This is a genomic window from Mesonia aquimarina (assembly GCF_003667275.1).
Taxonomy (GTDB): Bacteria; Bacteroidota; Bacteroidia; order Flavobacteriales; family Flavobacteriaceae; genus Mesonia; species Mesonia aquimarina.
Window position 1 is genome coordinate 285,395 of the sequence record NZ_RCNV01000001.1, and the last position, 22,657, is coordinate 308,051.

Annotated in this window: 25 protein-coding genes and 1 tRNA gene; 16 read left to right on the forward strand and 10 right to left on the reverse strand. The window is 31.3% G+C overall.

Going from position 1 to position 22,657, the window contains the following annotated elements; genetic code table 11:
- Positions 1–46 precede the first annotated feature (46 nt).
- From D9R05_RS01410 to D9R05_RS01430, 5 genes are all read left to right on the forward strand, one after another.
- Positions 47–1,276: a sensor histidine kinase gene (locus D9R05_RS01410; RefSeq protein ID WP_121665434.1), complete on the forward strand. Its 1,230-nt coding sequence runs from the start codon at positions 47–49 to the stop codon at positions 1,274–1,276.
- A gap of 65 nt (positions 1,277–1,341) precedes the next feature.
- The gene (locus D9R05_RS01415) at positions 1,342–3,279 is read left to right on the forward strand and encodes a BatA domain-containing protein (protein ID WP_121665435.1); all 1,938 of its coding nucleotides are present in this window, start codon (positions 1,342–1,344) and stop codon (positions 3,277–3,279) included.
- Positions 3,280–3,287: 8 nt separating this feature from the next.
- Complete coding sequence (locus D9R05_RS01420; RefSeq protein WP_121665436.1) at positions 3,288–4,538, forward strand: dihydroorotase; 1,251 nt, start codon at positions 3,288–3,290, stop codon at positions 4,536–4,538.
- A 2-nt stretch (positions 4,539–4,540) separates the two neighbouring features.
- Positions 4,541–4,879, forward strand: a complete 339-nt coding sequence (locus tag D9R05_RS01425; protein ID WP_240462887.1) for a hypothetical protein — start codon at positions 4,541–4,543, stop codon at positions 4,877–4,879.
- Positions 4,879–5,532 carry an alpha/beta hydrolase gene (locus D9R05_RS01430; protein ID WP_121665437.1) on the forward strand — a complete coding sequence of 218 codons (654 nt, stop codon included), beginning with the start codon at positions 4,879–4,881 and terminating at the stop codon, positions 5,530–5,532. The genes D9R05_RS01425 and D9R05_RS01430 overlap by 1 nt, the downstream gene beginning before the upstream one ends.
- On the opposite strand, the gene D9R05_RS01435 is transcribed toward D9R05_RS01430, so the two are convergent.
- Complete coding sequence (locus D9R05_RS01435) at positions 5,522–6,025, reverse strand: hypothetical protein (protein ID WP_121665438.1); 504 nt, start codon at positions 6,023–6,025, stop codon at positions 5,522–5,524. The two genes, D9R05_RS01430 and D9R05_RS01435, sit on opposite strands and share 11 nt — an antisense overlap.
- Complete coding sequence (locus D9R05_RS01440) at positions 6,025–6,786, reverse strand: MBL fold metallo-hydrolase (protein ID WP_121665439.1); 762 nt, start codon at positions 6,784–6,786, stop codon at positions 6,025–6,027. The genes D9R05_RS01435 and D9R05_RS01440 overlap by 1 nt, the downstream gene beginning before the upstream one ends.
- 100 nt (positions 6,787–6,886) lie before the next feature.
- Between D9R05_RS01440 and D9R05_RS01445 the strand changes: the two genes are divergently transcribed.
- Positions 6,887–8,347 (forward strand): TonB-dependent receptor, encoded by a 1,461-nt coding sequence (locus tag D9R05_RS01445; protein ID WP_121665440.1) that lies wholly within the window; start codon positions 6,887–6,889, stop codon positions 8,345–8,347.
- Between the two features lie 38 nt (positions 8,348–8,385).
- On the forward strand, positions 8,386–8,940 hold the full coding sequence (locus D9R05_RS01450) for a DUF1287 domain-containing protein (RefSeq protein ID WP_121665441.1): 555 nt from the start codon (positions 8,386–8,388) through the stop codon (positions 8,938–8,940).
- Between the two features lie 5 nt (positions 8,941–8,945).
- Here the strand turns inward: D9R05_RS01450 and murA are convergent, their stop codons facing one another.
- From murA to D9R05_RS01475, 5 genes are all read right to left on the reverse strand, one after another.
- Positions 8,946–10,256, reverse strand: a complete 1,311-nt coding sequence (gene murA / locus D9R05_RS01455; protein ID WP_121665442.1) for a UDP-N-acetylglucosamine 1-carboxyvinyltransferase — start codon at positions 10,254–10,256, stop codon at positions 8,946–8,948.
- A gap of 12 nt (positions 10,257–10,268) precedes the next feature.
- Positions 10,269–10,913: a DUF4290 domain-containing protein gene (locus tag D9R05_RS01460; protein ID WP_121665443.1), complete on the reverse strand. Its 645-nt coding sequence runs from the start codon at positions 10,911–10,913 to the stop codon at positions 10,269–10,271.
- A gap of 142 nt (positions 10,914–11,055) precedes the next feature.
- Entirely contained in the window at positions 11,056–11,529 is a 474-nt protein-coding gene (locus D9R05_RS01465; protein ID WP_121665444.1) for a hypothetical protein, read from the reverse strand.
- Positions 11,530–11,538: 9 nt separating this feature from the next.
- Entirely contained in the window at positions 11,539–12,432 is an 894-nt protein-coding gene (locus tag D9R05_RS01470; RefSeq protein WP_162984870.1) for an ExbD/TolR family protein, read from the reverse strand.
- A gap of 12 nt (positions 12,433–12,444) precedes the next feature.
- Complete coding sequence (locus tag D9R05_RS01475) at positions 12,445–12,738, reverse strand: YbeD family protein (protein WP_121665814.1); 294 nt, start codon at positions 12,736–12,738, stop codon at positions 12,445–12,447.
- Between the two features lie 85 nt (positions 12,739–12,823).
- Here D9R05_RS01475 and D9R05_RS01480 point away from each other — a divergent pair, with 85 nt between their 5' ends.
- From D9R05_RS01480 to D9R05_RS01500, 5 genes are all read left to right on the forward strand, one after another.
- A complete protein-coding gene (locus D9R05_RS01480; protein WP_121665446.1) occupies positions 12,824–13,366 on the forward strand; it encodes an AAA family ATPase in 543 nt (180 codons plus the stop codon).
- Positions 13,366–15,273, forward strand: a complete 1,908-nt coding sequence (locus D9R05_RS01485) for a RecQ family ATP-dependent DNA helicase (RefSeq protein ID WP_121665447.1) — start codon at positions 13,366–13,368, stop codon at positions 15,271–15,273. The genes D9R05_RS01480 and D9R05_RS01485 overlap by 1 nt, the downstream gene beginning before the upstream one ends.
- Positions 15,270–16,217 (forward strand): methionyl-tRNA formyltransferase, encoded by a 948-nt coding sequence (fmt, locus tag D9R05_RS01490; RefSeq protein ID WP_121665448.1) that lies wholly within the window; start codon positions 15,270–15,272, stop codon positions 16,215–16,217. The genes D9R05_RS01485 and fmt overlap by 4 nt, the downstream gene beginning before the upstream one ends.
- Before the next feature lie 184 nt (positions 16,218–16,401).
- Positions 16,402–16,674, forward strand: coding sequence for an HU family DNA-binding protein (locus D9R05_RS01495; protein ID WP_027884093.1), 273 nt, complete (start codon positions 16,402–16,404; stop codon positions 16,672–16,674).
- 134 nt (positions 16,675–16,808) lie between these two features.
- The gene (locus D9R05_RS01500; RefSeq protein ID WP_121665449.1) at positions 16,809–17,369 is read left to right on the forward strand and encodes a YqgE/AlgH family protein; all 561 of its coding nucleotides are present in this window, start codon (positions 16,809–16,811) and stop codon (positions 17,367–17,369) included.
- On the opposite strand, the gene D9R05_RS01505 is transcribed toward D9R05_RS01500, so the two are convergent.
- Complete coding sequence (locus D9R05_RS01505) at positions 17,366–18,211, reverse strand: aminotransferase class IV (RefSeq protein ID WP_121665450.1); 846 nt, start codon at positions 18,209–18,211, stop codon at positions 17,366–17,368. The two genes, D9R05_RS01500 and D9R05_RS01505, sit on opposite strands and share 4 nt — an antisense overlap.
- 60 nt (positions 18,212–18,271) lie before the next feature.
- Positions 18,272–18,661, reverse strand: coding sequence for an START-like domain-containing protein (locus tag D9R05_RS01510; RefSeq protein ID WP_121665451.1), 390 nt, complete (start codon positions 18,659–18,661; stop codon positions 18,272–18,274).
- Positions 18,662–18,787: 126 nt separating this feature from the next.
- Between D9R05_RS01510 and D9R05_RS01515 the strand changes: the two genes are divergently transcribed.
- The 3 genes from D9R05_RS01515 (at position 18,788) to D9R05_RS01525 (ending at position 19,883) form a co-directional block, all read left to right on the forward strand.
- Positions 18,788–18,861 (forward strand) — tRNA-Met (locus D9R05_RS01515).
- A 99-nt stretch (positions 18,862–18,960) separates the two neighbouring features.
- Positions 18,961–19,401: a hypothetical protein gene (locus tag D9R05_RS01520; protein WP_121665452.1), complete on the forward strand. Its 441-nt coding sequence runs from the start codon at positions 18,961–18,963 to the stop codon at positions 19,399–19,401.
- A gap of 59 nt (positions 19,402–19,460) precedes the next feature.
- Positions 19,461–19,883: a VOC family protein gene (locus D9R05_RS01525; RefSeq protein WP_121665453.1), complete on the forward strand. Its 423-nt coding sequence runs from the start codon at positions 19,461–19,463 to the stop codon at positions 19,881–19,883.
- 63 nt (positions 19,884–19,946) lie between these two features.
- On the opposite strand, the gene hisS is transcribed toward D9R05_RS01525, so the two are convergent.
- Positions 19,947–21,317 (reverse strand): histidine--tRNA ligase, encoded by a 1,371-nt coding sequence (gene hisS, locus D9R05_RS01530; protein ID WP_121665454.1) that lies wholly within the window; start codon positions 21,315–21,317, stop codon positions 19,947–19,949.
- Between the two features lie 98 nt (positions 21,318–21,415).
- Between hisS and D9R05_RS01535 the strand changes: the two genes are divergently transcribed.
- Positions 21,416–22,657, forward strand: coding sequence for an ABC transporter permease (locus D9R05_RS01535; RefSeq protein ID WP_121665455.1), 1,242 nt, complete (start codon positions 21,416–21,418; stop codon positions 22,655–22,657).

Sequence of the window (22,657 nt, forward strand, 5' to 3'; positions counted from 1 at the left end):
ATATTTGATGTATAAACTTTCTCAATAGAGAATTAACGGGTATAGAATGCAAAAACCACAAATACCGCTTAATGAAGAAAAGCGCATAGAAGCCCTGTATAAGCTAGATATTTTAAACACTCCACCAGAAAAAGAATATAATAGTTTAACACAATTAGCGGCTTACATTTGCAAAACACCAATTGCATTAATTACTTTGGTTGATAAAGAAAAGCAGTGGTTTAAAGCCAAATTTGGTACTGATCTTTGTGAATCTGATCGCGAGATTTCTTTTTGTGCTCATGCCATAAATAAACCTTCAGAAATAACCGAAATTCCCAATGCCAATTTAGACGAGCGTTTTATAGACAACCCATTATTAAAACATCCTGAAACACCGGTAATCTATTATTGTGGCGTACCATTAACAGATAAATTTGGTCACGCAATGGGTACACTTTGCGTTATAGATCACAAAGAAAATAAACTTTCTGATGACCAAAAAAATGCGTTAAAAACACTCGCTGAACAAATTGAAAAGCTTTTTGAAATTAGAGAGCAAAATTTATATCTAAAAAAAATTCAGCAAAGCTTAAAAGATCAAAATGAATTATTAAAAGATTTTGCCGGTGTAGTTTCTCACGATATGAAAATGCCATTGGCAAATATGATTATAACTACAGATGTTTTACGCAAACGTTACGCCAGTGAATTAGGTGAAGAAGGCGCAAAATATTTAAGCTATTTAAAAGAAAGCTCTTTTAAATTAAGTGATTATATTTCTAGTATTTTAACACATTACGAAACCGATAAACTTACCAGCGATCACAAAGAAGAGACATTTTACATTCATCATTTTTTAGAAGAAATAATAGATTTATTCAATATAGAAGAAGATTGCGAAATCAATTTTCCTGAAGAAGACCAAAAAATAACCTGTAATAAAATTGCCTTAGAACAAATTCTGCTTAACCTTATTGGCAATAGTTTAAAATATAATGACAAAGAAAAAATGATCATTAATTTTAGCTGTTCAGAAAATGAAGAATTCTATTATTTTACTATTTGTGATAACGGAATAGGAATTGAAGAGCATAAAATTGAAGATATTTTTTCGCTATTTTCTACCGTAGCTACAACAGATCGTCACGGCAATAAAGGAAATGGAATTGGTCTTTCTACTGTGAAAAAACTGGTGACTAATCTTGGCGGAGAAATTTCAGTAAACTCAGAATTAGGAAAAAATACACGCTTTACTTTTTCGGTTAAAAAAAATCTGAATAAAAAAACTGCTTAATTTAGTAGGTTTTTCAACAACTTTCCTTTTCATTTTCTATATTTGAAAAACCTAGAACAAAAGGAATGCAATTTAAACACCCCGAATTACTTTACGCCTTATTATTACTTATCATTCCCATTCTTGTTCATTTATTTCAGCTTAGAAAATTTAAAGAACAAGCCTTTACCAACGTCAAGTTTTTAAAGCGCGTAAAATTGCAAACCAGAAAAAGTTCTCAACTAAAAAAATGGTTAATTCTTTTATCGCGTTTATGTGCATTGGCAGCCATAATTTTAGCTTTTGCTCAACCTTTTTTACCAAGTACCACAAGTGCGTTGCAAGAAAAAGAGAATTTAATTTATCTTGACAATTCTTTTAGCATGCAACAAAAAAATACGCAAGGAGAATTGTTAAAGCAAAACGTGCAAGAATTATTAAAAAACCTTCCTAAAAACAAAGAGTTTACACTTTTTACGAATAATAAAACATATAAAAATACTACTTTAACTGCTATTAAAAATCAGCTTTTACAAATAGAATACAGCAAAGAAGAGTTGAGTTTTTCTGAAGTATATTTAAAAGCACAACAACATTTTTCTAAAAAAAGTAACACGCAAAAAAATCTAATTGCAGTATCTGATTTTCAGCAAAAAAACATAACTGATTTTCCTGAAATTGATTCAGATTACCAAGTAAATTTAATTCCTACTCAGGCTGAGGAGAACCTTAACATTAGTATTGACAGCGTTTATATTATTGAACAAAATTTAGATAAAATAGAATTAAGCGTGGTTCTAAAGGCAAATAAAAAAAATGAGCAAACTTTTCCGGTTTCGTTAATTAACACAGCTACAAAAAAATTACTTGCAAAAAGTAGCGTTGCATTTTCTGAAAATAAAGAAACAGAAGTAATTTTTAGTCTACCTCAAGAAGAATTTGTTGATGCAAAAATCACGGTTGAAGATGATAATCTATATTATGATAATACATTTTTCTTTAGCTTAGAGAAGCCAAAGAAGATAACGGTTGCCGCTATTGCCGAAGGTGATAATAACTTTATTAGTAAAATTTTTAAAGATCAACTTAAATTTAATCTTCAACTTTTTTCAGAAAAAAATATAGATTTCAGTAAAGTAGAAAATGCTGATTTTATTTTACTCAGCGGCTTAGAAAAAATACCAAACGGATTAGGGAATATTCTTTCTAAAACACAACAAAACGGGAGCGTAATTGCTATTGTTCCTTCAGAAAATGCAAATATATCAAGCTATAATAATGTACTAAAAAGCATTGGTTTCGGAAGTTTTTCTTCAGAAATTTCTAGTGATTTAAAAATTACAGGTATAAATTTTTCGCATCCCTTGTATAAAAACGTTTTCAATAAACGGGTAAATAATTTTGAATATCCAAGTGTAAAAAAATCGTTTCAATTACAAACTACCGGAAATTCTGTTTTAAATTATAGTAATTCTCAAGCATTTTTAGCCGAAAAAAATCACGTATATGTTTTTTCTGCTTCTTTAAATTCAGAAAACTCTAATTTCAAAAACTCGCCTTTAATTGCACCAACATTTTATAACATTGCGCAACAGAGTTTGCAATTGCCGCAACTTTATTTTTCGATGGGGCAAACCAATACTTTTGATGTTCCGGTAGAATTGGGTAATGATCAAGTTTTACACATTTCAAATAAAACACAAGATTTTATTCCGCGTCAGCAAAAATTTAATAGCAAGGTTCAAATAACTACAAACGAACTACCAGATAAAGCCGGACAATTTACGATTGTAAATAAAACAGATTCTATTCAGCAAATCAGTTTTAATTATAACAGAAATGAAAGCGATCTTAATTTTGCTGATTTATCGACCATAAAAAATATTGAGCTTAGTAATACCATTAGCACCTATTTTTCTGAAAGCAGAAGTGCCAATGAAATTAACCAACTTTGGAAATGGTTTGTTATTTTTGCACTACTCTTTTTAGCAATTGAAGTTTTGCTATTAAAATTTCTTAAATAAATTTCGGCATGAAAATTTGTATAAAATCGGCTACAGTTATTATTCCAAATCATCAATATCACAATAAAGTGGTTGATGTACTTATAGAAAATGGGAAGGTTGTAAAAATTGATTCAAAAATTTCTTCTGATGCAGATAAAATAATTGAGCACAAAAATTTACATCTTTCGCTGGGCTGGTTTGACAGTTGCGTAAGTTTTGGTGAGCCTGGTTTTGAAGAGCGCGAAACTTTAGCCAACGGCTTACAAACTGCTGCAAAAAGTGGTTTTACAGCAATTGGTTTAAACCCCAATACGGCCCCGGTTATAGATACCAATGCTTCAATTTCTTTCATTAAAAATTTCGATAAAAAATTTGGAGTAAATATTCATCCAATTGGTGCATTAACAAAAGGAAGCAAAGGAAAAGATCTTGCCGAACTTTATGATATGCAACAAGCCGGTGCCATAAGTTTTGGCGATTATAAGAAGCCAATTCAGAATCCTAATTTGTTAAAAATCGCATTGCAATACGCACAAGGATTTAATGGCTTAATACAATCATTTCCTCAAGAAAACGCTATTGCCAGAAATGGTTTAGTAAACGAAGGGGAACAAAGTACCTTATTAGGATTAAATGGGATTCCCGCGCTTGCTGAAGAATTACAAATTGCACGAGATTTATTTTTATTAGAATATACCGGCGGAAAATTACATATTCCGCAAATCTCCTCAGAAAAATCAATTCAATTAATAAAGGATGCAAAGAAAAAAGGACTTGATGTTACTTGCAGCGTTGCAATACACCAGTTATTCTTTTCTGAAGAAGTATTGAAAGATTTTGATACAAAATATAAAGTTTTACCACCGCTACGTACTAACAAAGACAAAAAAGCTTTGGTAAAAGCTGTAAAAAATGGCGATATAGATTTTGTTACCACAGATCATATGCCCATAGATATTGAACAGAAAAAAGTAGAATTTGAACACGCTGAGTTTGGAACAATAGGATTAGAATCTGCTTTTGGATCTTTACAAAAAATACTCGGTTTAGAAAAATCTGTAGAACTACTAAGCAAAGGAAGAACTAGATTTGGTTTAGACGAACCTGCTTTTGAAGAAGGAAAAAAAGCTAATCTTAGTTTCTTCATTCCGGAAGAAAAATATACATTCTCTAAAGCCGATATTTTTTCGACCTCAAAAAATAGTATCTTTTTAGAACATTCACTAAAAGGAAAAGTTTTAGGTAGTTTTGCAAATAACAAATTAACACTTGCTTGATAATGATGAATCAAGAAACAAATTATACAAAAGAAGGAAAATCTGTCGCTACAGTTGCTTATATCACTGCTGTTGGAGCAATTGTTGCTGTTTTTATGAATATGGATACTAAAAATAGTTTTGCAAGTTTTCATACTCGTCAAGCTATTGGTATTCATTTATTATTTTTTCTTCTAGCACCAATTGTTACCGGTTTTAATAGTTTAATTATATCGGTATCTTTTTGGATTTTCTTTTTCACGCTTTGGCTTTACGGCTTTTTAGGCGCCATGCAAGGCAAGAAAAATTTAGTACCTGTAATTGGTAAATATTTTCAAACTTGGTTTAATAAACTCGCATAATGGTTATAAAAGAACTTTCATTAACACATAAACTCAAACCTGCTAATTCTTCAGAAAAAGCACCGGTCATAATTTTATTACACGGTTACGGAAGTGATGAAAACGATTTATTTTCCTTTGCCTCAGAACTGCCAGATAAATACTTAGTTGTTTCAGCTAAAGCTCCAATGCAAATGATGCCTTACGGCAATGCATGGTACGAAATTAATTTTAATGCCAGCGGAGATAAATTTACAAATGATGAGCAAGCCGTTGCCTCTCGAGAGTTAATTGTAAAATTTATAGATGAAGTAATTGAAAGTTATTATGCTGATGAAAATGATGTAACTTTACTAGGCTTTAGTCAAGGTGCAATTTTAAGTTATGCTGTTGCCCTTTCTTATCCAGAAAAAATAAAACGCGTAATTGCACTAAGCGGATACATTCAAAAGTCTATTTATAAAGAAGGCTACCAAAATAATAATTTTGATGATTTAAAAATTTATGCTTCTCACGGTTCTCAAGATCAGGTAATTCCTGTAGAATGGGCGAGAAAAAATAAACCTTTTTTAGATGAATTAAACATTAAAAACACCTATAGCGAATTTCCTATAGGCCACGGAGTAAATCCTCAAAATTTTATGGAATTTAAAAATTGGTTGCTTAATAATTAGGGTAAATGAAAGCATCTTTAGTTTCAAAGAAAATTTTACCCTCCTCATCAATAAAATAACTGATTAGTGCTTCTCCCCAATATTCGCTATCGGTAAATTCTGCCAAAACCCATTTATGATTTAAAATTTTAATGCGGTTTACACGAAATTTCCCTGACATTCCACTATAAGGAATTAGCTCATTATCAGTATCTATTTTATTTTTTGAAATAATATCGCTCTCTACTTTTTTCTCTATATATGAAATTTCGTAACCTAGATCTTCAAAATATGCTCTAGCTTTATCATTATCAACTAGCGAAAAACCATCATTTGTAGATAAATCTAATGCTGTTTGTAAGGAATCGCGTTGAAAAGTTATTGTATCTACTTCAGCTTGTAGTGAGGTGATTTCTTCCTGCTGAACTTCAAAAGTTTTTTGAACATTTGCGTATTGAAAAATGATATAAAGCACCGCAAATAAAAAAAGGTACATAAAAATTTTACTCTTCATTATAAATTCAATTTTAAATTATCGTAAGCTAAATGAACATTCTCAGGAAGTTGCTCTTCTACTTCGTCATGAAAACCTAACAAATGGCTAATATGAGTTAAATAGGCTTTCTTAGGCTTGATTTTTTCTATAAATTCTAAGGCTTCTTCTAAGTTAAAATGTGAATGGTGCGGCTTAATTCGTAAAGCATTTACAACTAAAGTTTGTACTCCTTTCAATTTTTCAACTTCTTCAGCAGGAACAGTTTTCGCATCGGTGATGTAAGCAAAATTATCTATTCTAAAACCAAATACTTGTAACGCGTTATGCATTACGTTTATTGGCGTAACTGTTTTTCCGTGAAGATAAAAAGGCTCATCTGAAATTTCATTTACCGATAAATTTGGAGCTCCCGGATATTTATTTTCAATTTCAAAAACGTAATCAAAACGCTTTTTTAGCGCTTTAATAACCCGAGGATGGGCGTAAATTGAAATATCTCCTTGTCTAAAATAGAACGGTCTTACATCATCTAAACCAATAATATGATCGTTATGTTCATGCGTAAATAAAATTCCGTCTAACCTATCTACTTCATTAGCCAACATTTGCTGCCTGAAGTCTGGTCCACAATCTATTACAACTTTATAATTATCCCACTCTAAAAGTACAGAAACCCGTAAACGTTTATCCTTAGGATTTTTACTTAAACAAACGGGATGTGTACTTCCAATAATTGGAATTCCTTGTGATGTTCCTGTTCCTAAAAATGTAACTTTCACCTTTTAAATTTGTCACAAAAGTAGTTATATTTTTTTGTATAGCTAGCTAAATCATTACCTTTGATAGAAACAAGTTTGACGAATAAATTTCGATAAAATTATGCCAATAACCATTATGGGTGACAAGGAATTTGAAAATGTTCCTTCTATAAAAAGTAAAGCCCTTCGCATTAATTTGAATGAAAATATTTACGGTACTTTTTCAGAAATTGGTGCTGGGCAAGAAACGGTAAGAAATTTTTTTAGAGCCGGAGGCGCTTCAGGTACGATTGCTAAAACAATGAGTGCTTACGATAAAGACTTTAGTGATGCAATTTATGGGGTAGAATCTGACAAAAGATATGTTACCGAAGCTCGATTAAAAAAAATGCTATCGCACGAGATGCGTTTAATTGAAGAGCGTATTGATCGAAAAAAACACCCTAATAAATTATTTTTCAGTTACGCCAATACAGTAGCTACCATAGATTTTACGAAAAAATATAAAGGCCACGGTTGGGTTGGTATTCGTTATCAAGTTAAACCCGGTGAAGAATACAATGACATTATTCTGCACGTTCGTTTTCACGAAAATGACGCCCGACTACAGCAAAATACCTTAGGTATTTTGGGGGTTAACTTAATTTACGGAGCTTATTACAAATTTGATAACCCAAAAAATTTACTTCGTTATCTATATGATCATATCGATAAAGATCAAATAGAGATTGATACCATAAACTTTTCCGGTCCACAGTTTGAAGAAGTAGACAACCGGTTGATGAGCCTTCAATTGGTAAAAAACGGGATGACTGAAGCCGTAATGTTTGCACCAGATGGTAACAATGTTTTACCGGCAAAAGTTTTATACAAAAAAAATGTACTAGCCTTGCGTGGTAGTTTTAGACCCGTAACCAAGGTAAATATGGATATTTATAAAAATTCAATGAAACTATTTTTGAACGAAAATAGAGTTGAAGAAAAAAATACCATTTGCATTTTTGAAATTACACTCTCTAATCTTCGTTCTGAAGGAGAAATCAATGAAAAAGACTTTATGGATCGCGCTAAATTATTGTGTGCCCAAGGTCAAACTGTTATGATTTCTAACTTTCAGGAATATTATAAGGTTGTAGAATATTTTTCAAACTATACCAAACAACGCATGGGATTAGCCATGGGGGTCAATAATTTGATTGATATTTTTGATGAAAAATATTACCGCCATTTAAGTGGTGGAATCTTAGAAGCTTTTGGCAAGCTTTTCTTTAAAGATTTAAAAGTTTACCTCTACCCTTTTAAAGACCGAAAAACCGGAGAAATTACTGATAGCGATAATTTAAAGGTTCACCCAAGAATGAAAGAATTGTACAAATTCTTTAAATATAATGGGAAAGTTGTAGATATAAAAGATTACGATAAATCTATTTTAAACTTTTTCTCTAGAGAAATTTTACAAATGATTTCTGAAGGGAAGTCTGGCTGGGAAGAGGCGTTACCTGAAGATACTGCAAAAATGATTAAAGAGCAGAATTTATTTGGGTATAAAGACAAAAAGGAGAAAGAAAAAGCCGAGAGTTAATATATTTTATCTTGAAAAAAATAGTTTTTATAATATTTATGCTGAGTTGGTTGTGTACATTTTCACAATCAGTTCAGCATAAAAAGCTTTCTAAAGCGGCTATTGAATTAACCTCTCAAAATGTAACTTACGATCCTAGTTATTTTTCTATTGCTTATCCAAATGGTGATGTCCCATCGGACAAAGGTGTTTGTACCGATGTAATTATTAGAGCTTACCGAAAAATAGGGATTGATCTTCAAAAAGAAGTTCATGAGGATATGAAGGCTAATTTTTCTGCTTATCCAAATAATTGGGGACTTCACTCTACCGATAAAAATATAGATCATCGCAGAGTACCAAATTTAATGACATTCTTTAAACGTCAACAAGCTGAGCTTCCCATTACAAAAAATGCAAAAGATTACTTGCCAGGGGATGTTGTTGCTTGGAGTTTAGGAAATGGCTTAACACACATAGGCATGGTAGTCCATAAAAAATCTACTGATCAAAAAAGAAACTTAATTGTCCACAATATTGGTAGCGGACAAGTACTTGCCGATGTTCTTTTTGCTTATAAAATTATAGGACATTATCGCTATCCAAAAGAGTAAAAAAATTAGACTCGCGTAATTTTAGCCCCAATAGCCCGTAAGCGACCGTCAATATTTTCGTACCCTCTGTCTATTTGCTCTATATTATGAATGGTAGAAGTTCCCTTAGCCGATAATGCCGCAATTAATAAAGATATTCCCGCACGAATGTCAGGACTTGTCATTGTAGTAGCTTTTAGAGTAGATTTAAAATCATGACCAATGATTGTAGCGCGGTGCGGATCGCATAAAATAATTTTTGCGCCCATATCAATTAATTTATCGACGAAAAATAATCGGCTTTCAAACATTTTTTGATGAATTAAAACACTACCTCTGGCTTGTGTACCAACAACGAGCATTATACTTAATAAATCTGGTGTAAAACCTGGCCAAGGAGCATCACTAATATTCATAATAGAACCGTCTATAAAGCTTTGCACTTCATAACCATTTTTATGAGCAGGTATATAAATATCATCTCCCTTTTGTTCTACAGTAATTCCGAGTTTTCTAAAAGTTAATGGAATGATTCCTAAATGATTCCAACTGACATTTTTAATTGTAATCTCACTTTTAGTCATTGCTGCAAGTCCTATCCAAGAACCGATTTCTATCATGTCCGGTAAAATACGATGTGTACAACCATGAAACTCTTTTACTCCTTCAATATGTAAGAGATTAGAACCGATTCCATCTATTTTTGCTCCCATAGAAACCAACATTTTACATAATTGCTGGATGTAAGGTTCACAAGCAGCATTGTAAATTGTTGTTTTTCCTTCGGCTTGAACAGCAGCCATAATAATATTGGCAGTTCCGGTAACAGATGCTTCTTCTAAAAGCATATAAGTTCCTTTAAGCCCGTTTGGTGCTTCTACGCCATAAAAACGCTCTTCCTTATTATATCTAAATTTTGCTCCAAGTTTTATAAAACCTTCAAAGTGTGTATCTAAACGGCGTCTTCCAATCTTATCTCCTCCAGGACGTGGAATATAACCTTTACCAAATCTTCCTAATAACGGACCTACGATCATAATAGACCCGCGTAAGCTACTTCCCTCTTCTTTGAATAATTGACTTTCTAAATATTCTAAATTTAGATCGTCACTCTGAAATGTGTAACTCCCGTGGCTAAGTTTATCAATTTTTACTCCTAAATTTTTCAAGATTTCAATAAGTTTATTGACATCTCTAATATCAGGAATGTTATCTATTTGTACTTTTTCTGAAGTAAGTAGCACTGCACATAAAATTTGCAATGCTTCATTTTTGGCGCCTTGAGGTTGTATTTCCCCTTTTAGTTGTTGTCCGCCTTCAATTTGAAATGTAGCCATGGGGTAGCTTTTTTAATAGCGTTTTCTACCGCGATTGCGGTTTCCTTTTTTCGGTTTGTTAGACTTGTGATGTCTTTTAGGGGTATTATTTTTTACTAAATCTGAAGCTTCTGTTAAATCTTCATCTTTTCTTTTCAGATTTATTTTTCCATCACTTAATTCAAATAAATGATCAAAAATCACTTTATCATCTACAGAATCTCTATTCCAATTTAAATAGCATTTTTTCATATGGTTAGCTATAGTAAAAACTAAAGCTTCCTTTAAATCACCATCTTCCCAACTAATCGCTTCATCTATCATCCGTTTTATATTGTTACCGTAAAAACGATATTTAGGATGGTTTTGCGGATATTCTAAGGATGCAGGTGGCTCCTGCAATTTTTCTTTAGAGGGTTTTGGAAAAGGTGATTCTACATCAAGTTTAAAATCACTAATAATGAAAAGTTGATCCCATAATTTATGTTGAAAATCTGGGACATCTCTTAAATGTGGATTTAGATTGCCCATAACGGCGATGATAGATTTTGCAACTTTATTGCGTTCTTTTTCATCTTCTATGCTTACCGCATGTTCTACCATTTTTTGGATATGTCTGCCGTATTCAGGAATAATTAATTTACTCCGCTCTGAATTGTATTCTAAATCGTATATCAAAATTGAAATTTAATAAGGTAATATTTTACTTAACTTGAAGTAGTAGCATTCGCTTTGCGCAAAGTACTAAATAATTTTTAATTTTATTTAAATCAGCTAAAAAAGTCGCGTTAATTTTAGATTAAAATTTACAGTTTTTAATCTAGCTTAATTCTACATCAAGTTGCCTTTCATCTTCTGCTGCTTTTTGATCCATTTTTGTGCCAATTAAAATCCCTGTACAAATAGGTAGAGTGATTGTTAAAAATACGGCTAAAAGAACCATATCATGTAAAAATTCCCAAAAAACAAATGCCAACGGAACACTAAGAGCAGCCATACATAGAAATAGATACTTCTCTTTATAATGCTTTTTCGCCACAATTTTATGCTTTTTCTCTACAAAATGAAGAATTTTTCTCTGCTCTTTTTTTAATTGAGTTAATGCTTTTTTTTCTGAAATTGAAGTCAACGTTGCATTTAACTTATCAATAGAATCATTTATAATAAGATTAGTTTCCTCAGTTAAATCTTTTTTATTCAACTCAACAATAATTTTTTTAAATTGAACGGAACTATTTACCAACTTTTTGTTAGTAAAATTTTCCGGGTTTAGCTGTAGGTTTTTTAGTTCCATTTTAGAAAATTAAATATTCTCATTTACTATTTTTATTGCATATTCTTTATCAACAAATTCTTTTTCTTCATCAGCTAAACTTTGATAAACTCTATTAAATTTCTTTTTTGAAAAAATATCTCTCACAGCATTTAAAGAACTATTAATCTCATTATAAACCTCAATATAATTTTTATACTTAGATTCTTTTGATGTTTTTAGTACAACAACTGAATTTGATTTTTGACTTTTAAAATAACTTATTAATAGAGTTTTCAAATTACCTAATTCAGTTGGTACTTCATCAACTAAAATAGTGTTATCTTTTTTAATTGAAAGTTGAAATGTATTTGATGAATTTAATTTAGACTTGGGTAACTCTTTATTAAAACTTTGTTCAGATTTTAATAAATCTAATAATAAAAAGGTTTTAAATTTATAATAATCTAATTCAAAATCTTCTTCATTTAAAACTTCTAAGATAGCATTTGAAAGCTGTGAAGTGTTTAAATCACCTCCCTTTTGTAAAGTCGCTACTTGATTATTTAACTCTACAATTTTTTTGAGATCATTATTCTTATTTTCAAGTACAGCCATATTACAGGTCTTCATAGTAAAAATAAGTGGTGTGTTTTTTTCTTTACCATAAGAAATAAAAAATTCTGAAGGACTTTGAAAACTTGAGTTATTCTTAGTTGCTAAACTCTCAAAAATAGATCGATAACTTTTACCTGAAGCATCACGAAGAATTCCTTCATTAATAAGTAACTGCTGAAAGTCTAGCATGTTTTGCCTCATTCTAACACCATTATCGTCCAGATGCTCATAAAAGCACTCCATCAATTTAACTTCTCCTCTATCTTGCGATTTACAGGATAATATCGAAACAATTAAAAGGAATATAATTATAACTTTTAATTTCATATAAAGTAACAATTATAACGAAATTACACCATCAATTTTTTCGCCTACTTCAATGTATTTTTGAACTACCGCATCTGGATTTTTCATTTTTACATTTACCGAAACACTGGTATAATTACCTTTAGAAGAAGCTTTAGTTTTTATAACCGCTCCCATATTATCAAAAAGTCCTTCTAGTTTTACAATTTTATCCTTATCTGTAGGAATAATAAATTTGTATAAATATTCGCTTGGCCACAAGGAAGTATCAGCTAACTGTTCTTTTAATTTTTTATAAAATTCTTCCGGATTTTTTTTCTGACTCATAAAAATATCTTCTTTTTTAAACGCAAATATACTGTTATTCAATCATTTTTTTAAATTGCCGTACATTCGTAATCTAAAAAGACTTGTGAAAACACAAAAAGTACTTTTAATTGGCGGACCCGGCACGGGTAAAAGTTCAGTTATGGCAAAACTAGAACAAATAGGTTTTGTTTGTTTTCATGAAATTTCTAGAGAAGTTACACTTCAGGCGAGAAAAGAAGGAATAGATCAGCTATTTTTAGAACAACCACTTTTATTCAGTAAAAAATTATTAGCAGGAAGAATTAATCAACATAAAGAGGCAGAGAATGCAGCAGAAAAAATTGTGTTCTTAGATCGGGGAATTCCTGATATTAGCGCATATTTAGATTTTACAAATACGCCCTACCCTACTACTTTTATTGAGGCAAATAAAAATTACAGCTATGATATTGTTTTTATATTTCCGTTGTGGGAAGAAATTTATACTAAAGATCAAGAACGTTACGAATCCTTAGCTGAAGCAAAATTAATTCAGCAACAACTTATAACAACCTATAAAAATTTGGGTTATATTCTAGTTGAAGTTCCAAAAGCTAGCGTTGAAAAAAGAGTTGAATTTATTTTAAATTTTTTAAACATGAACTGATGGAAAGCCATAAAAAAATACTAGAAAAATATTGGGGGTTTTCATCATTTAAACCTGCTCAAGAGGCGGTTATAAATACTTTAGAAAACAACAAAGATGTAATTGCACTTTTACCAACCGGTGGCGGTAAATCTATTTGTTTTCAACTTCCTACGCTTTTAAAACCCGGAATTTGTATCGTTATTTCTCCATTAATCGCTTTAATGCAAGATCAAGTAGAAGCGCTTCAAAAAAAGGGAATTAAAGCTTTAATGTTAGGCGGAAAAATTAACTTTCAAGAACTTGACCAACTTTTAGATAACTGCATTTACGGAAATTATAAATTTTTATATCTATCGCCAGAGCGACTTCAACAAGAAATTGTACAACAGCGTATTTTACAGATGAATGTAAGCCATATTGCCATAGATGAAGCGCATTGTATTTCTGAATGGGGTCACGATTTTAGACCGGCTTACCATAACATTAAACTTTTAAAAGAATTAGCACCGGAAGCTAAAACTATTGCCTTAACCGCTACGGCAACAAAAAAAGTGGTTGCAGATATTCAAGACAAATTAAGCTTAGAAAATGCAGAGATAATCAAGCATAGTTTTCAGCGAAAGAACCTCCAGTTTTTTACTTATAAAAAAGAAGATAAGCAATATGCGTTAATACGATTTTTAAAGAAAAATAAAGGTAGCGGAATTATTTACGTCCGCAGTCGAAAAGCCACTACAGATTTAAAACGTGTATTACAACAAAATCAAATAGAAGCAGAAGCTTATCACGGTGGATTAACAAGTAAAGAGAAAAAAAAGCATTTACAAAATTGGTTAAATAACAGCTATCCAATAATGGTTGCCACCACAGCTTTTGGAATGGGAATTGACAAAGCAAATGTGCGCACAATTGTACATTATCAAATTCCGGAAAGTTTAGAAAGCTATTTTCAAGAAGCAGGAAGAGCCGGACGTGACGGACTCGCTGCCAAAGCATTTTTATTGTATAATGATGCTGATATAATTAGATTGGAAAATCAATTTTTAAAAATTCTACCCACGCCAGAAAATGTAAAATATGTATATAAAAAACTCAATAGTTATTTTACAATTGCTTATGGCGAAGGACAAGAAGAACGTTTCAATTTTAATTTTTTAGCATTTTGCAACACCTATAATTTACCAACGTCTACAACCTATCAAGTTTTACAACTGTTAGATCGAGCTGGAATTTTAAACCTTACACAAGAATACCATAAACAAACCGAAGTTCAATTCTTAGTTTCAGATAAACATTTACATTATTTTTTAGATCAAAATCCGCATTATGCGCTTCCGGTAAGAACATTATTAAGAATGTACGGCGGTTTTTTTGATCATAAAATTCAAGTGAATTTAGTTCTGTTAAGCAAAAAAACACAACTTAACACCGATAAAATTATTCATCTCTTAAAAGAGCTTCATCAAAAAGAAGTTATTTCGCTAGAGTTAAGAGATCAAGATACCAGTATTCAGTTTTTGGTTCCGCGAGAAGACCATATAACCATCAATCCATTAATACCTTATATAAAGCAACAATTTAAAAACAAACAGGAAAAAATAAAAGCTGTTTTACAGTATTTAGAAAATAACGAAGTTTGCAAAAACAAGCAATTACTAGCTTACTTTGGAGAAACTATTGCTGAGAAGTGTGGAAAATGTTCTGTTTGTTTAGCTGAAAAAATGAAACAGAAATTTTCTAAAAAAGAATTAAACAACATTTACCAAGAAATCAAAGCTATACTAGAAAAGAATGATGCAACTACAAAAAACTTGATTGATCAACTGAATTATCCAGATGAAATAATTGTTCATGTTTTACGTAAAATGTTAGATCAAGAAAAAATAAAAGTTAGCCCAAATAATACATACTCCTTATCATCATGAGAAAATTACGAATCCTCTTTATGGGGACACCAGAATTTGCCGTTCATATATTAGATAAAATTTTAGAAGAAAAATTTCAGGTTGTTGGTGTGGTCACTGCACCAGATAAACCTGCCGGAAGAGGTAGAAAATTAAATCAATCTGCTGTAAAAAAATATGCCTTAGAAAATAATTTGGAAGTTTTACAACCCACTAATTTAAAATCTGATGAATTTCAAGAAGACTTAAAACGTCTAGCACCCAATTTACAAGTAGTTGTGGCATTTAGAATGTTACCCAAAAAAGTATGGCAATTTCCAGAATTGGGAACATTTAATTTACACGCATCACTATTACCTCAATATCGAGGAGCTGCACCAATTAATTGGGCAATAATTAACGGAGAAAAAACTACAGGCGTATCCACATTTTTTATTGATGAAAAAATTGATACCGGAAAAATGATTCATCAAGAAAAAGTTGACATAGATGAAAAAGATAATGCAGGTGCATTACATGATAAATTAATGAAAATTGGCGCTAAATTAGTTTGCAAAACTTTAAGTGGTATTGCCAAAAATAACTTCAATACAAAAACACAAGAAGAAAATGAAGAACTAAAAACTGCGTATAAACTCACAAAAGAAAACACACGAATCAATTGGCAAGCTGATGGAAAAGTGATTTATAATCATATTCGCGGTTTGAGTCCGTATCCAGTTGCTTGGACAATTTTAAACAACAATAACACAGCATTCAATTGTAAAATTCACAAAGCAAGCTTTGTTGAAGAAAATCATAACCTAACAAATGGAAAAATTGTAGTTGATAATAAAAACTTAAAAATAGCTGTCAAAAACGGGTATATTTCAATTGAAGAAATACAACTTCAAGGAAAAAGAAAAATGGATGTAAAATCACTTTTAAACGGATTTTCTTTTGATGATGATGCAATTATGAGCTAAACCCTTATAAATGCTGAAATAGACAAAAAATAAAAAAAACAAGCAATCTTTATTAACAATAAAGCTAAGTTATTAACAATTAACCGTATTTACCCCATTAACACTTGCACGAAAGAGAAATCCGTATAAATTTGTAGAGCAATTCAATAAATGTTTAACCAACAATTAGTTTAAATCAAAAATTATGAACAAAACGAATTTAATCGACGCAATGGCAGAAGATGCTGGAATCTCTAAAGCAGCTGCTAAAAAAGCATTAGAATCTTTTCTAGAAAACATTGAAGGTTCTCTTAAAAAAGGAGACCGTGTTTCTTTAGTAGGATTTGGTTCTTGGTCTGTTTCTAAAAGAGCTGCTCGCGAAGGTAGAAACCCACAAACCGGAAAAACAATTAAGATTGCTGCTAAAAACGTAGTAAAGTTTAAAGCAGGATCTGATTTGCAAAAAGCAGTAAACTAATCAACTTTTCTTAAAAGTTAATTAGTTAAATTTAAACGCCTTTCTTCTATAGAAAGGCGTTTTTTATAGATTTTATTTAAAAAAATTGCTTTTTGCTAAAAAAAATTTTAGATTTAATCTAAACTATAACCAATTTGATTTCTTTAAAACCAAAAAAAGGAATGTTGTTAATTGCCGAACCGTCTATTGTTGGCGATTTGTCTTTTAATAGATCTGTGGTACTCTTAGCAGACCATACAGCCGAAGGTTCTATTGGTTTTATTATGAATAAAGCCTTAGACTTTACCCTTTTAGATGTTATTCCTGAAATAAAAAAGGACTTTGCTGTTTATAATGGTGGCCCGGTAGAACAGGATAACCTATATTTTATTCACAAAATACCAGATCTTATTCCCGATAGTATTGAAATTGCCAACGGAATTTTTTGGGGTGGAAATTTTGAAGCCGTAAAAACACTTATTGACCAAGATAAAATTTCTGAAAAGGAAATTAAGTTTTTTCTTGGTTATTCTGGTTGGGATGCGCTTCAATTAGAAGAAGAACTTGTTGCCAATGCTTGGATTATTAGTGAAAATAACGATCAAAAAGAAATTATTGAACGTAATTACCAAACCCTTTGGAAAGATAAAATGGAAGAATTAGGCGGCGAATATTTATTATGGTCTAATGCCCCAGAAAATCCTAGTTACAATTAATCTAAACGAGCTTTTGTATTTAATTTTCCAATAAGCGCTTTTGCTACATTTGCGCTATATTCTTTTTTTCTGTATTTGGTAATAGGCTTAATTCCCACAATACTATTGGTAATAAAAAGTTCGTCTGCTTTTTGTAATACAAACGGAGAGATCGATACTTCTTCTAGTGTAAATTCCTCTGTATTTTTTAAGATTTCAATAAGCTTTTTTCTAATAATTCCGTTTAAACAACCATCTTCTAGTGGTGGCGTTTTTATGGTATTGCCTTTTACCAAAAATAAGTTCCCGTTTAAAGCTTCAATTACCGATTTTTTTTCATTAAGCAATAAACAATTATCGTAATCATTTTCTTCAGCAAAAATACTACCTAAAACGTTTACAATTTTATTAGTCGATTTTATTGTAGAAAGCAAACCACTCATGATATAATGGTCTTTAAATAGTTCAACTATACTCTTTTCCTCACTTAAAGTGTAAAACGGACTCTCCAAATGTGTAGTCCTAATAAGATAACTAATCTCTCTAGATTCTGGTAAATAAAGTCCACCGGGATTTCTGTGAACATTAATTTTTACACGTACCGGCTGATCTTGCAAATTGTTTTCATTTATGAGATCTAAAATTTCTTGTTCTAAAAATTCTGGACTAAAACTCATCGGAATTTCCATACGCAAAATACGCATAGAGGCCATTAATCGGAAATAATGATCTTCCCAAAACATAATCTTTCCGTTAATTACGCGAATGGTTTCAAAAAGACCATCGCCATAATTATAGGCTCTATTTTCTGGTGTTAAAAAAGCTTCTTTTCCTGAAAGTAATTTTCCGTTATAATTGATCATAAAAAAACCCCGATTATACTATTATAAAATCGGGGCAAATATACTTATTATTCCTTGTTTTTAAGCCGATCCCAAAACATGTTTTAAATCGGTTACCATATTTTCCCAAAGCATTTTGCCTTCTTTAATTTCATCTTCATCTTCAGCAAAATCTGTAATCATTAAAGAAACGTCTTTTGTAATTTCATCTACCTGAATTCTAAGTTCAAAAAAGTAAGGCTCATCTTCATCATCTAACCAACGTAATTTAATACGTTCTCCACTTTTTTTACTTAATAATTTTGCTTGTTCTTCGCTGCCTTCCCAAATAAATGTAAAGACTTCTCCTCTAGAGTTTACATTGTCTGCAAACCATTCACTTAGACCCGAAGGTGTAGATATGTATTGATATAATAATGATGGTGAAGCCTGTATAGGGAACTCCATTTCGTATTTAACTTTCGTACTCATATATACTGCTATTTGTTAAAGGCAATATATAGATTCTTTACTAAGATAGAAAGAAAAATATCTTATTTTATTTTTACAAACTTATTTGCGCAACTGCAAAATAGTTTTATATTTGCACCCGCAAATGGCGAGGTAGCTCAGTTGGTTAGAGCGTCGGATTCATAACCCGGAGGTCCCGAGTTCAAATCTCGGTCTCGCTACTCAAAACCACTCTTTTTTAAGGGTGGTTTTTTTTATTTCATTATATTTATAAAAATAATTTTAGCTATTTTTTATGAAAAAAATTATTATTACTTGGCTTGATTATTTTAAGTGCATTAGCTTGCAGTTCTAGTGATGATTATTCCTTTGTAGAAGAACAAAGAAAACTATTAGTGGAAAATGAAATCTGGTCTTACGGAAATTTATATGTTGTGCAAGTATTAGAAAATACTGAACCACCTAAGACTAATAAAGAACTAGAGAATATTGCTAATTTAAAACTAGAAGGCTTAAGCTTAAGTTTTAATGATCACGGCACCGTATTCGTTAGTTTACCGAAAGATCCAAATTTTTACGCCTACGAATACGTCTATGATGTTGAAAAAAACATCATTGTTTTCGAGGAAGGAGCCAAAATTGATACATTAACTTATGTATATTTAAATGACAAAACCTTAGAATATATGGCAAATATCAATCATAACGAAGTAGGATCAGATGATAAAGTAAACTTTAGAGTGAAAGTTGTTTTAAAATAAAAAAACTATTACTAAAAAATAATTTTAAATAGGCATAAATTAACCTAAACCTAAAAAAAATGACTATAAATCCTTATTTAACTTTTGAAGGAAATTGTGAAGAGGCCTTTAATTTTTATAAATCCGTTTTTGGAGGAGAATTTCCTTACGTCGGTAAATTTAAAGATATGCCTTCTGAACACGAAATTCCAGCTTCTGCAAAGGAAAAAATAATGCATATTTCTTTACCTATCAGTAAAGAAACTACGTTAATGGGTAGCGACACCAGTGAAGCCTTTGGTGTAAAATTAAAACAAGGAAATAATTTTTCTATTTCTATTAATGTTGATAACGCTGAAGAAGCTAAAACTACTTTTTCTAAATTAGCGCAAGACGGAACAGTTACCGTGCCCCTAGAAAAAACATTTTGGGCGCCACTTTTCGGAATGCTAATTGATAAATTTGGTATTCAATGGATGATCAGCTATAATGACGACAAATAAACTTCGTAAAAAAACCTGTTTGAAAAATTTAATTAGTTGAATTTTTCAAACAGGTGTTGATTATTATAAAATTTGGGAAACTAACTCTTCAAAATCAACTGAATTTTGTTCTCCAGACTTCATGTTTTTTAAAGTGAATTTTTCGCTTTCTATTTCTTTACTACCCGCTAAAATTACAAATGGAATTTCGCGCTTATTTGCGTGGTTCATTTGTTTTTTCATTTTAGCTTCATCAGGATAAAGTTCTGCGTTAATGTTTTTCTCTCGCAATTTTCTTATCGCTTTCATCGCATATAAAGCTTCTTTCTCTCCAAAATTAATAAAAATAACTTGCGTATTTACCGCAGCAGAATCTGGGAATAAACCTAATTCTTCTAATACCAAATAGATTCGATCTAAACCAAAAGAGATACCGATACCACTCATATTTTTTAATCCGAATATTCCGGTAAGATCATCATATCTACCGCCACCTCCAATAGAACCTAGTTTAACGGTACTGGGCGCAGCAACTTCAAAAATGGCTCCGGTGTAGTAATTTAGCCCACGTGCCAAAGTAACATCTAAATCTAAATTGGCAGTTTGTAAAGGCATTTCTTTAATGGCTCGTTGAATAAACTCTAATTCTTCTATTCCTTTTTTTCCCTCATCAGAATTTGATAAAATCTCTTTTAATCCGCTGATTTTTTCAGCAAAGTCTCCTCTTAATGAAAAAATTGGTTCTATTTTTTGAAGCGCTTCCGTAGAAATTCCTTTTTCCAGCATTTCTTTTTTAACGCCTTCCTCTCCTATTTTATCTAACTTATCTAAAGCTACTGTAAAATCTATTAATTTATCGCTTTCTCCAATTACTTCGGCAAATCCCGATAAAATTTTTCGGTTATTGATTTTTATCGTAACTCCTTTTAAGCTTAAAGCTGAAAAAACTGCATCATATAGCTGTACAAATTCAACTTCTTGCCATAAACTTTTGCTCCCAACAACATCTGCATCGCATTGATAGAACTCTCTAAAACGTCCTTTCTGCGGTCTATCTGCTCGCCAAACCGGCTGAATTTGATAGCGTTTAAAAGGAAATTCTATTTCATTTTGATGTTGAACCACATAACGCGCAAAGGGAACCGTTAAATCATAACGAAGCGCTTTTTCTGAAATTTTTGGCGTAATTTTCTTACTATCTTTTTCTTCATACAACTCATCTTTCACCTTTTTCAAAAAATCGCCACTATTCAATATTTTAAAGATCAACCGATCGCCTTCTTCTCCATATTTTCCCATCAACGTATTAGAATTTTCAAAACTTGGCGTTTCAATTGGTTGAAATCCAAAATGTTGAAATTGCTTTTTAATGGTATCTATAATGTAATTTCGTTTACTAACTTCTGCAGGAGAAAAATCTCTTGTTCCTTTTGGTATTGTTGGTTTTTGTGCCATAATTTTGTTTGAAAGTGCAAAGATAAATAAACAAAATACATTTTTTAAGTAACTTTAAGGCAAGAAAATCGTCTTATCTGTAAACCCGGAAAAGTTTTATGTTCTCACTGGTCAAAGAAAATATTAGGATTGCTCTTAATAGTATTAAAAGTCAATTACTTAGAACAATTTTAACCGTTTTAATTATCGCTATTGGAATTTCTGCCCTAGTAGGAATTTTAAGTGCGGTAAATGCGTTAGAAAATACTATTTCTAGCAATTTTGCTTCTATGGGAGCTAATACATTTAGTATTCAACGTTACGATTTTACGATACAAACACGCGGAAGAGGAGAAAAAAAACAGATAAATCCTATTATTGGTTACCGAGATGTAAAATCTTTTACAGAACGCTACAACTTTCCAGATACAAAGACGGCTGTTTCTTTTACCGGAACTAATGCGGCCGAAATAAAGTATAAAACAGAAAAAACAGATCCGGAAGCTAGCGTTATAGGCGTTAATGAAAATTATCTATCTAATTCAGGTTTAGAGGTTGAACAGGGTAGAAATTTTTCTGTTTTTGATATTGAAAATAATTCTAGTGTTTGTGTTATTGGTGCCGATTTTAAGAAGGCACTTTTTCAGGGCTTAAATCCTATCAATAAAATAATAAGTATTCGTGGAGCTAAATTTAAGGTAATTGGCGTTTTAGAAAGTCAAGGTTCTACATTTCAAAATAATGAAGATTTACGTGTTTTAATTCCTATTCAAAAAGCGCGTTCACTTTTTACACAAGCTTACACCAATTATAATATTAGTGTTAAAGTTGGTGATAAAAATTATATGGAAAGCGCACAAGACGAAGCTATTATTACATTTAGAAATATTAGAAAACTTGAGCCAAAAGAAGATAATAATTTCGGGATTAGACGTAGCGACAGTTTACTAAGTCAGATTGCAAGTTTAATGGGCTATTTAGATGCTGCGGCTTGGATTATTTCTATTATTACTATTCTAGGTTCCTCTATTGCCTTAATGAATATTATGCTGGTTTCAGTAACCGAACGTACCAGAGAAATTGGTATTAGAAAAGCCCTTGGTGCCAAAAAGAACACAATTGCTTTTCAGTTTTTTATTGAAACCATAATTATTGGACAATTAGGAGGGATTCTAGGGATTTTAATCGGAATGATTTTTGGCTTAATAGTAGCTTCAATCGCTAATTTAACCTATGGAATTCCTTGGATTGCTATAATTTGGGCAACATTAATTTCGCTAATTATTGCTATAATTTCAGGAAGTTATCCGGCGTCTAAAGCTGCTAAACAAAACCCGATTGAATCTTTACGTTACGAGTAG

Coding starts and splice junctions, on each gene's coding strand:
- D9R05_RS01410 (WP_121665434.1), top strand. CDS start 47: ATGCAAAAACCACAAATACCGCTTAATGAAGAAAAGCGCATAGAAGCC.
- D9R05_RS01415 (WP_121665435.1), top strand. CDS start 1,342: ATGCAATTTAAACACCCCGAATTACTTTACGCCTTATTATTACTTATC.
- D9R05_RS01420 (WP_121665436.1), top strand. CDS start 3,288: ATGAAAATTTGTATAAAATCGGCTACAGTTATTATTCCAAATCATCAA.
- D9R05_RS01425 (WP_240462887.1), top strand. CDS start 4,541: ATGATGAATCAAGAAACAAATTATACAAAAGAAGGAAAATCTGTCGCT.
- D9R05_RS01430 (WP_121665437.1), top strand. CDS start 4,879: ATGGTTATAAAAGAACTTTCATTAACACATAAACTCAAACCTGCTAAT.
- D9R05_RS01435 (WP_121665438.1), bottom strand. CDS start 6,025: ATGAAGAGTAAAATTTTTATGTACCTTTTTTTATTTGCGGTGCTTTAT.
- D9R05_RS01445 (WP_121665440.1), top strand. CDS start 6,887: ATGCCAATAACCATTATGGGTGACAAGGAATTTGAAAATGTTCCTTCT.
- D9R05_RS01450 (WP_121665441.1), top strand. CDS start 8,386: ATGCTGAGTTGGTTGTGTACATTTTCACAATCAGTTCAGCATAAAAAG.
- murA (WP_121665442.1), bottom strand. CDS start 10,256: ATGGCTACATTTCAAATTGAAGGCGGACAACAACTAAAAGGGGAAATA.
- D9R05_RS01465 (WP_121665444.1), bottom strand. CDS start 11,529: ATGGAACTAAAAAACCTACAGCTAAACCCGGAAAATTTTACTAACAAA.
- D9R05_RS01470 (WP_162984870.1), bottom strand. CDS start 12,432: ATGAAATTAAAAGTTATAATTATATTCCTTTTAATTGTTTCGATATTA.
- D9R05_RS01475 (WP_121665814.1), bottom strand. CDS start 12,738: ATGAGTCAGAAAAAAAATCCGGAAGAATTTTATAAAAAATTAAAAGAA.
- D9R05_RS01485 (WP_121665447.1), top strand. CDS start 13,366: ATGGAAAGCCATAAAAAAATACTAGAAAAATATTGGGGGTTTTCATCA.
- fmt (WP_121665448.1), top strand. CDS start 15,270: ATGAGAAAATTACGAATCCTCTTTATGGGGACACCAGAATTTGCCGTT.
- D9R05_RS01495 (WP_027884093.1), top strand. CDS start 16,402: ATGAACAAAACGAATTTAATCGACGCAATGGCAGAAGATGCTGGAATC.
- D9R05_RS01505 (WP_121665450.1), bottom strand. CDS start 18,211: ATGATCAATTATAACGGAAAATTACTTTCAGGAAAAGAAGCTTTTTTA.
- D9R05_RS01510 (WP_121665451.1), bottom strand. CDS start 18,661: ATGAGTACGAAAGTTAAATACGAAATGGAGTTCCCTATACAGGCTTCA.
- D9R05_RS01525 (WP_121665453.1), top strand. CDS start 19,461: ATGACTATAAATCCTTATTTAACTTTTGAAGGAAATTGTGAAGAGGCC.
- hisS (WP_121665454.1), bottom strand. CDS start 21,317: ATGGCACAAAAACCAACAATACCAAAAGGAACAAGAGATTTTTCTCCT.
- D9R05_RS01535 (WP_121665455.1), top strand. CDS start 21,416: ATGTTCTCACTGGTCAAAGAAAATATTAGGATTGCTCTTAATAGTATT.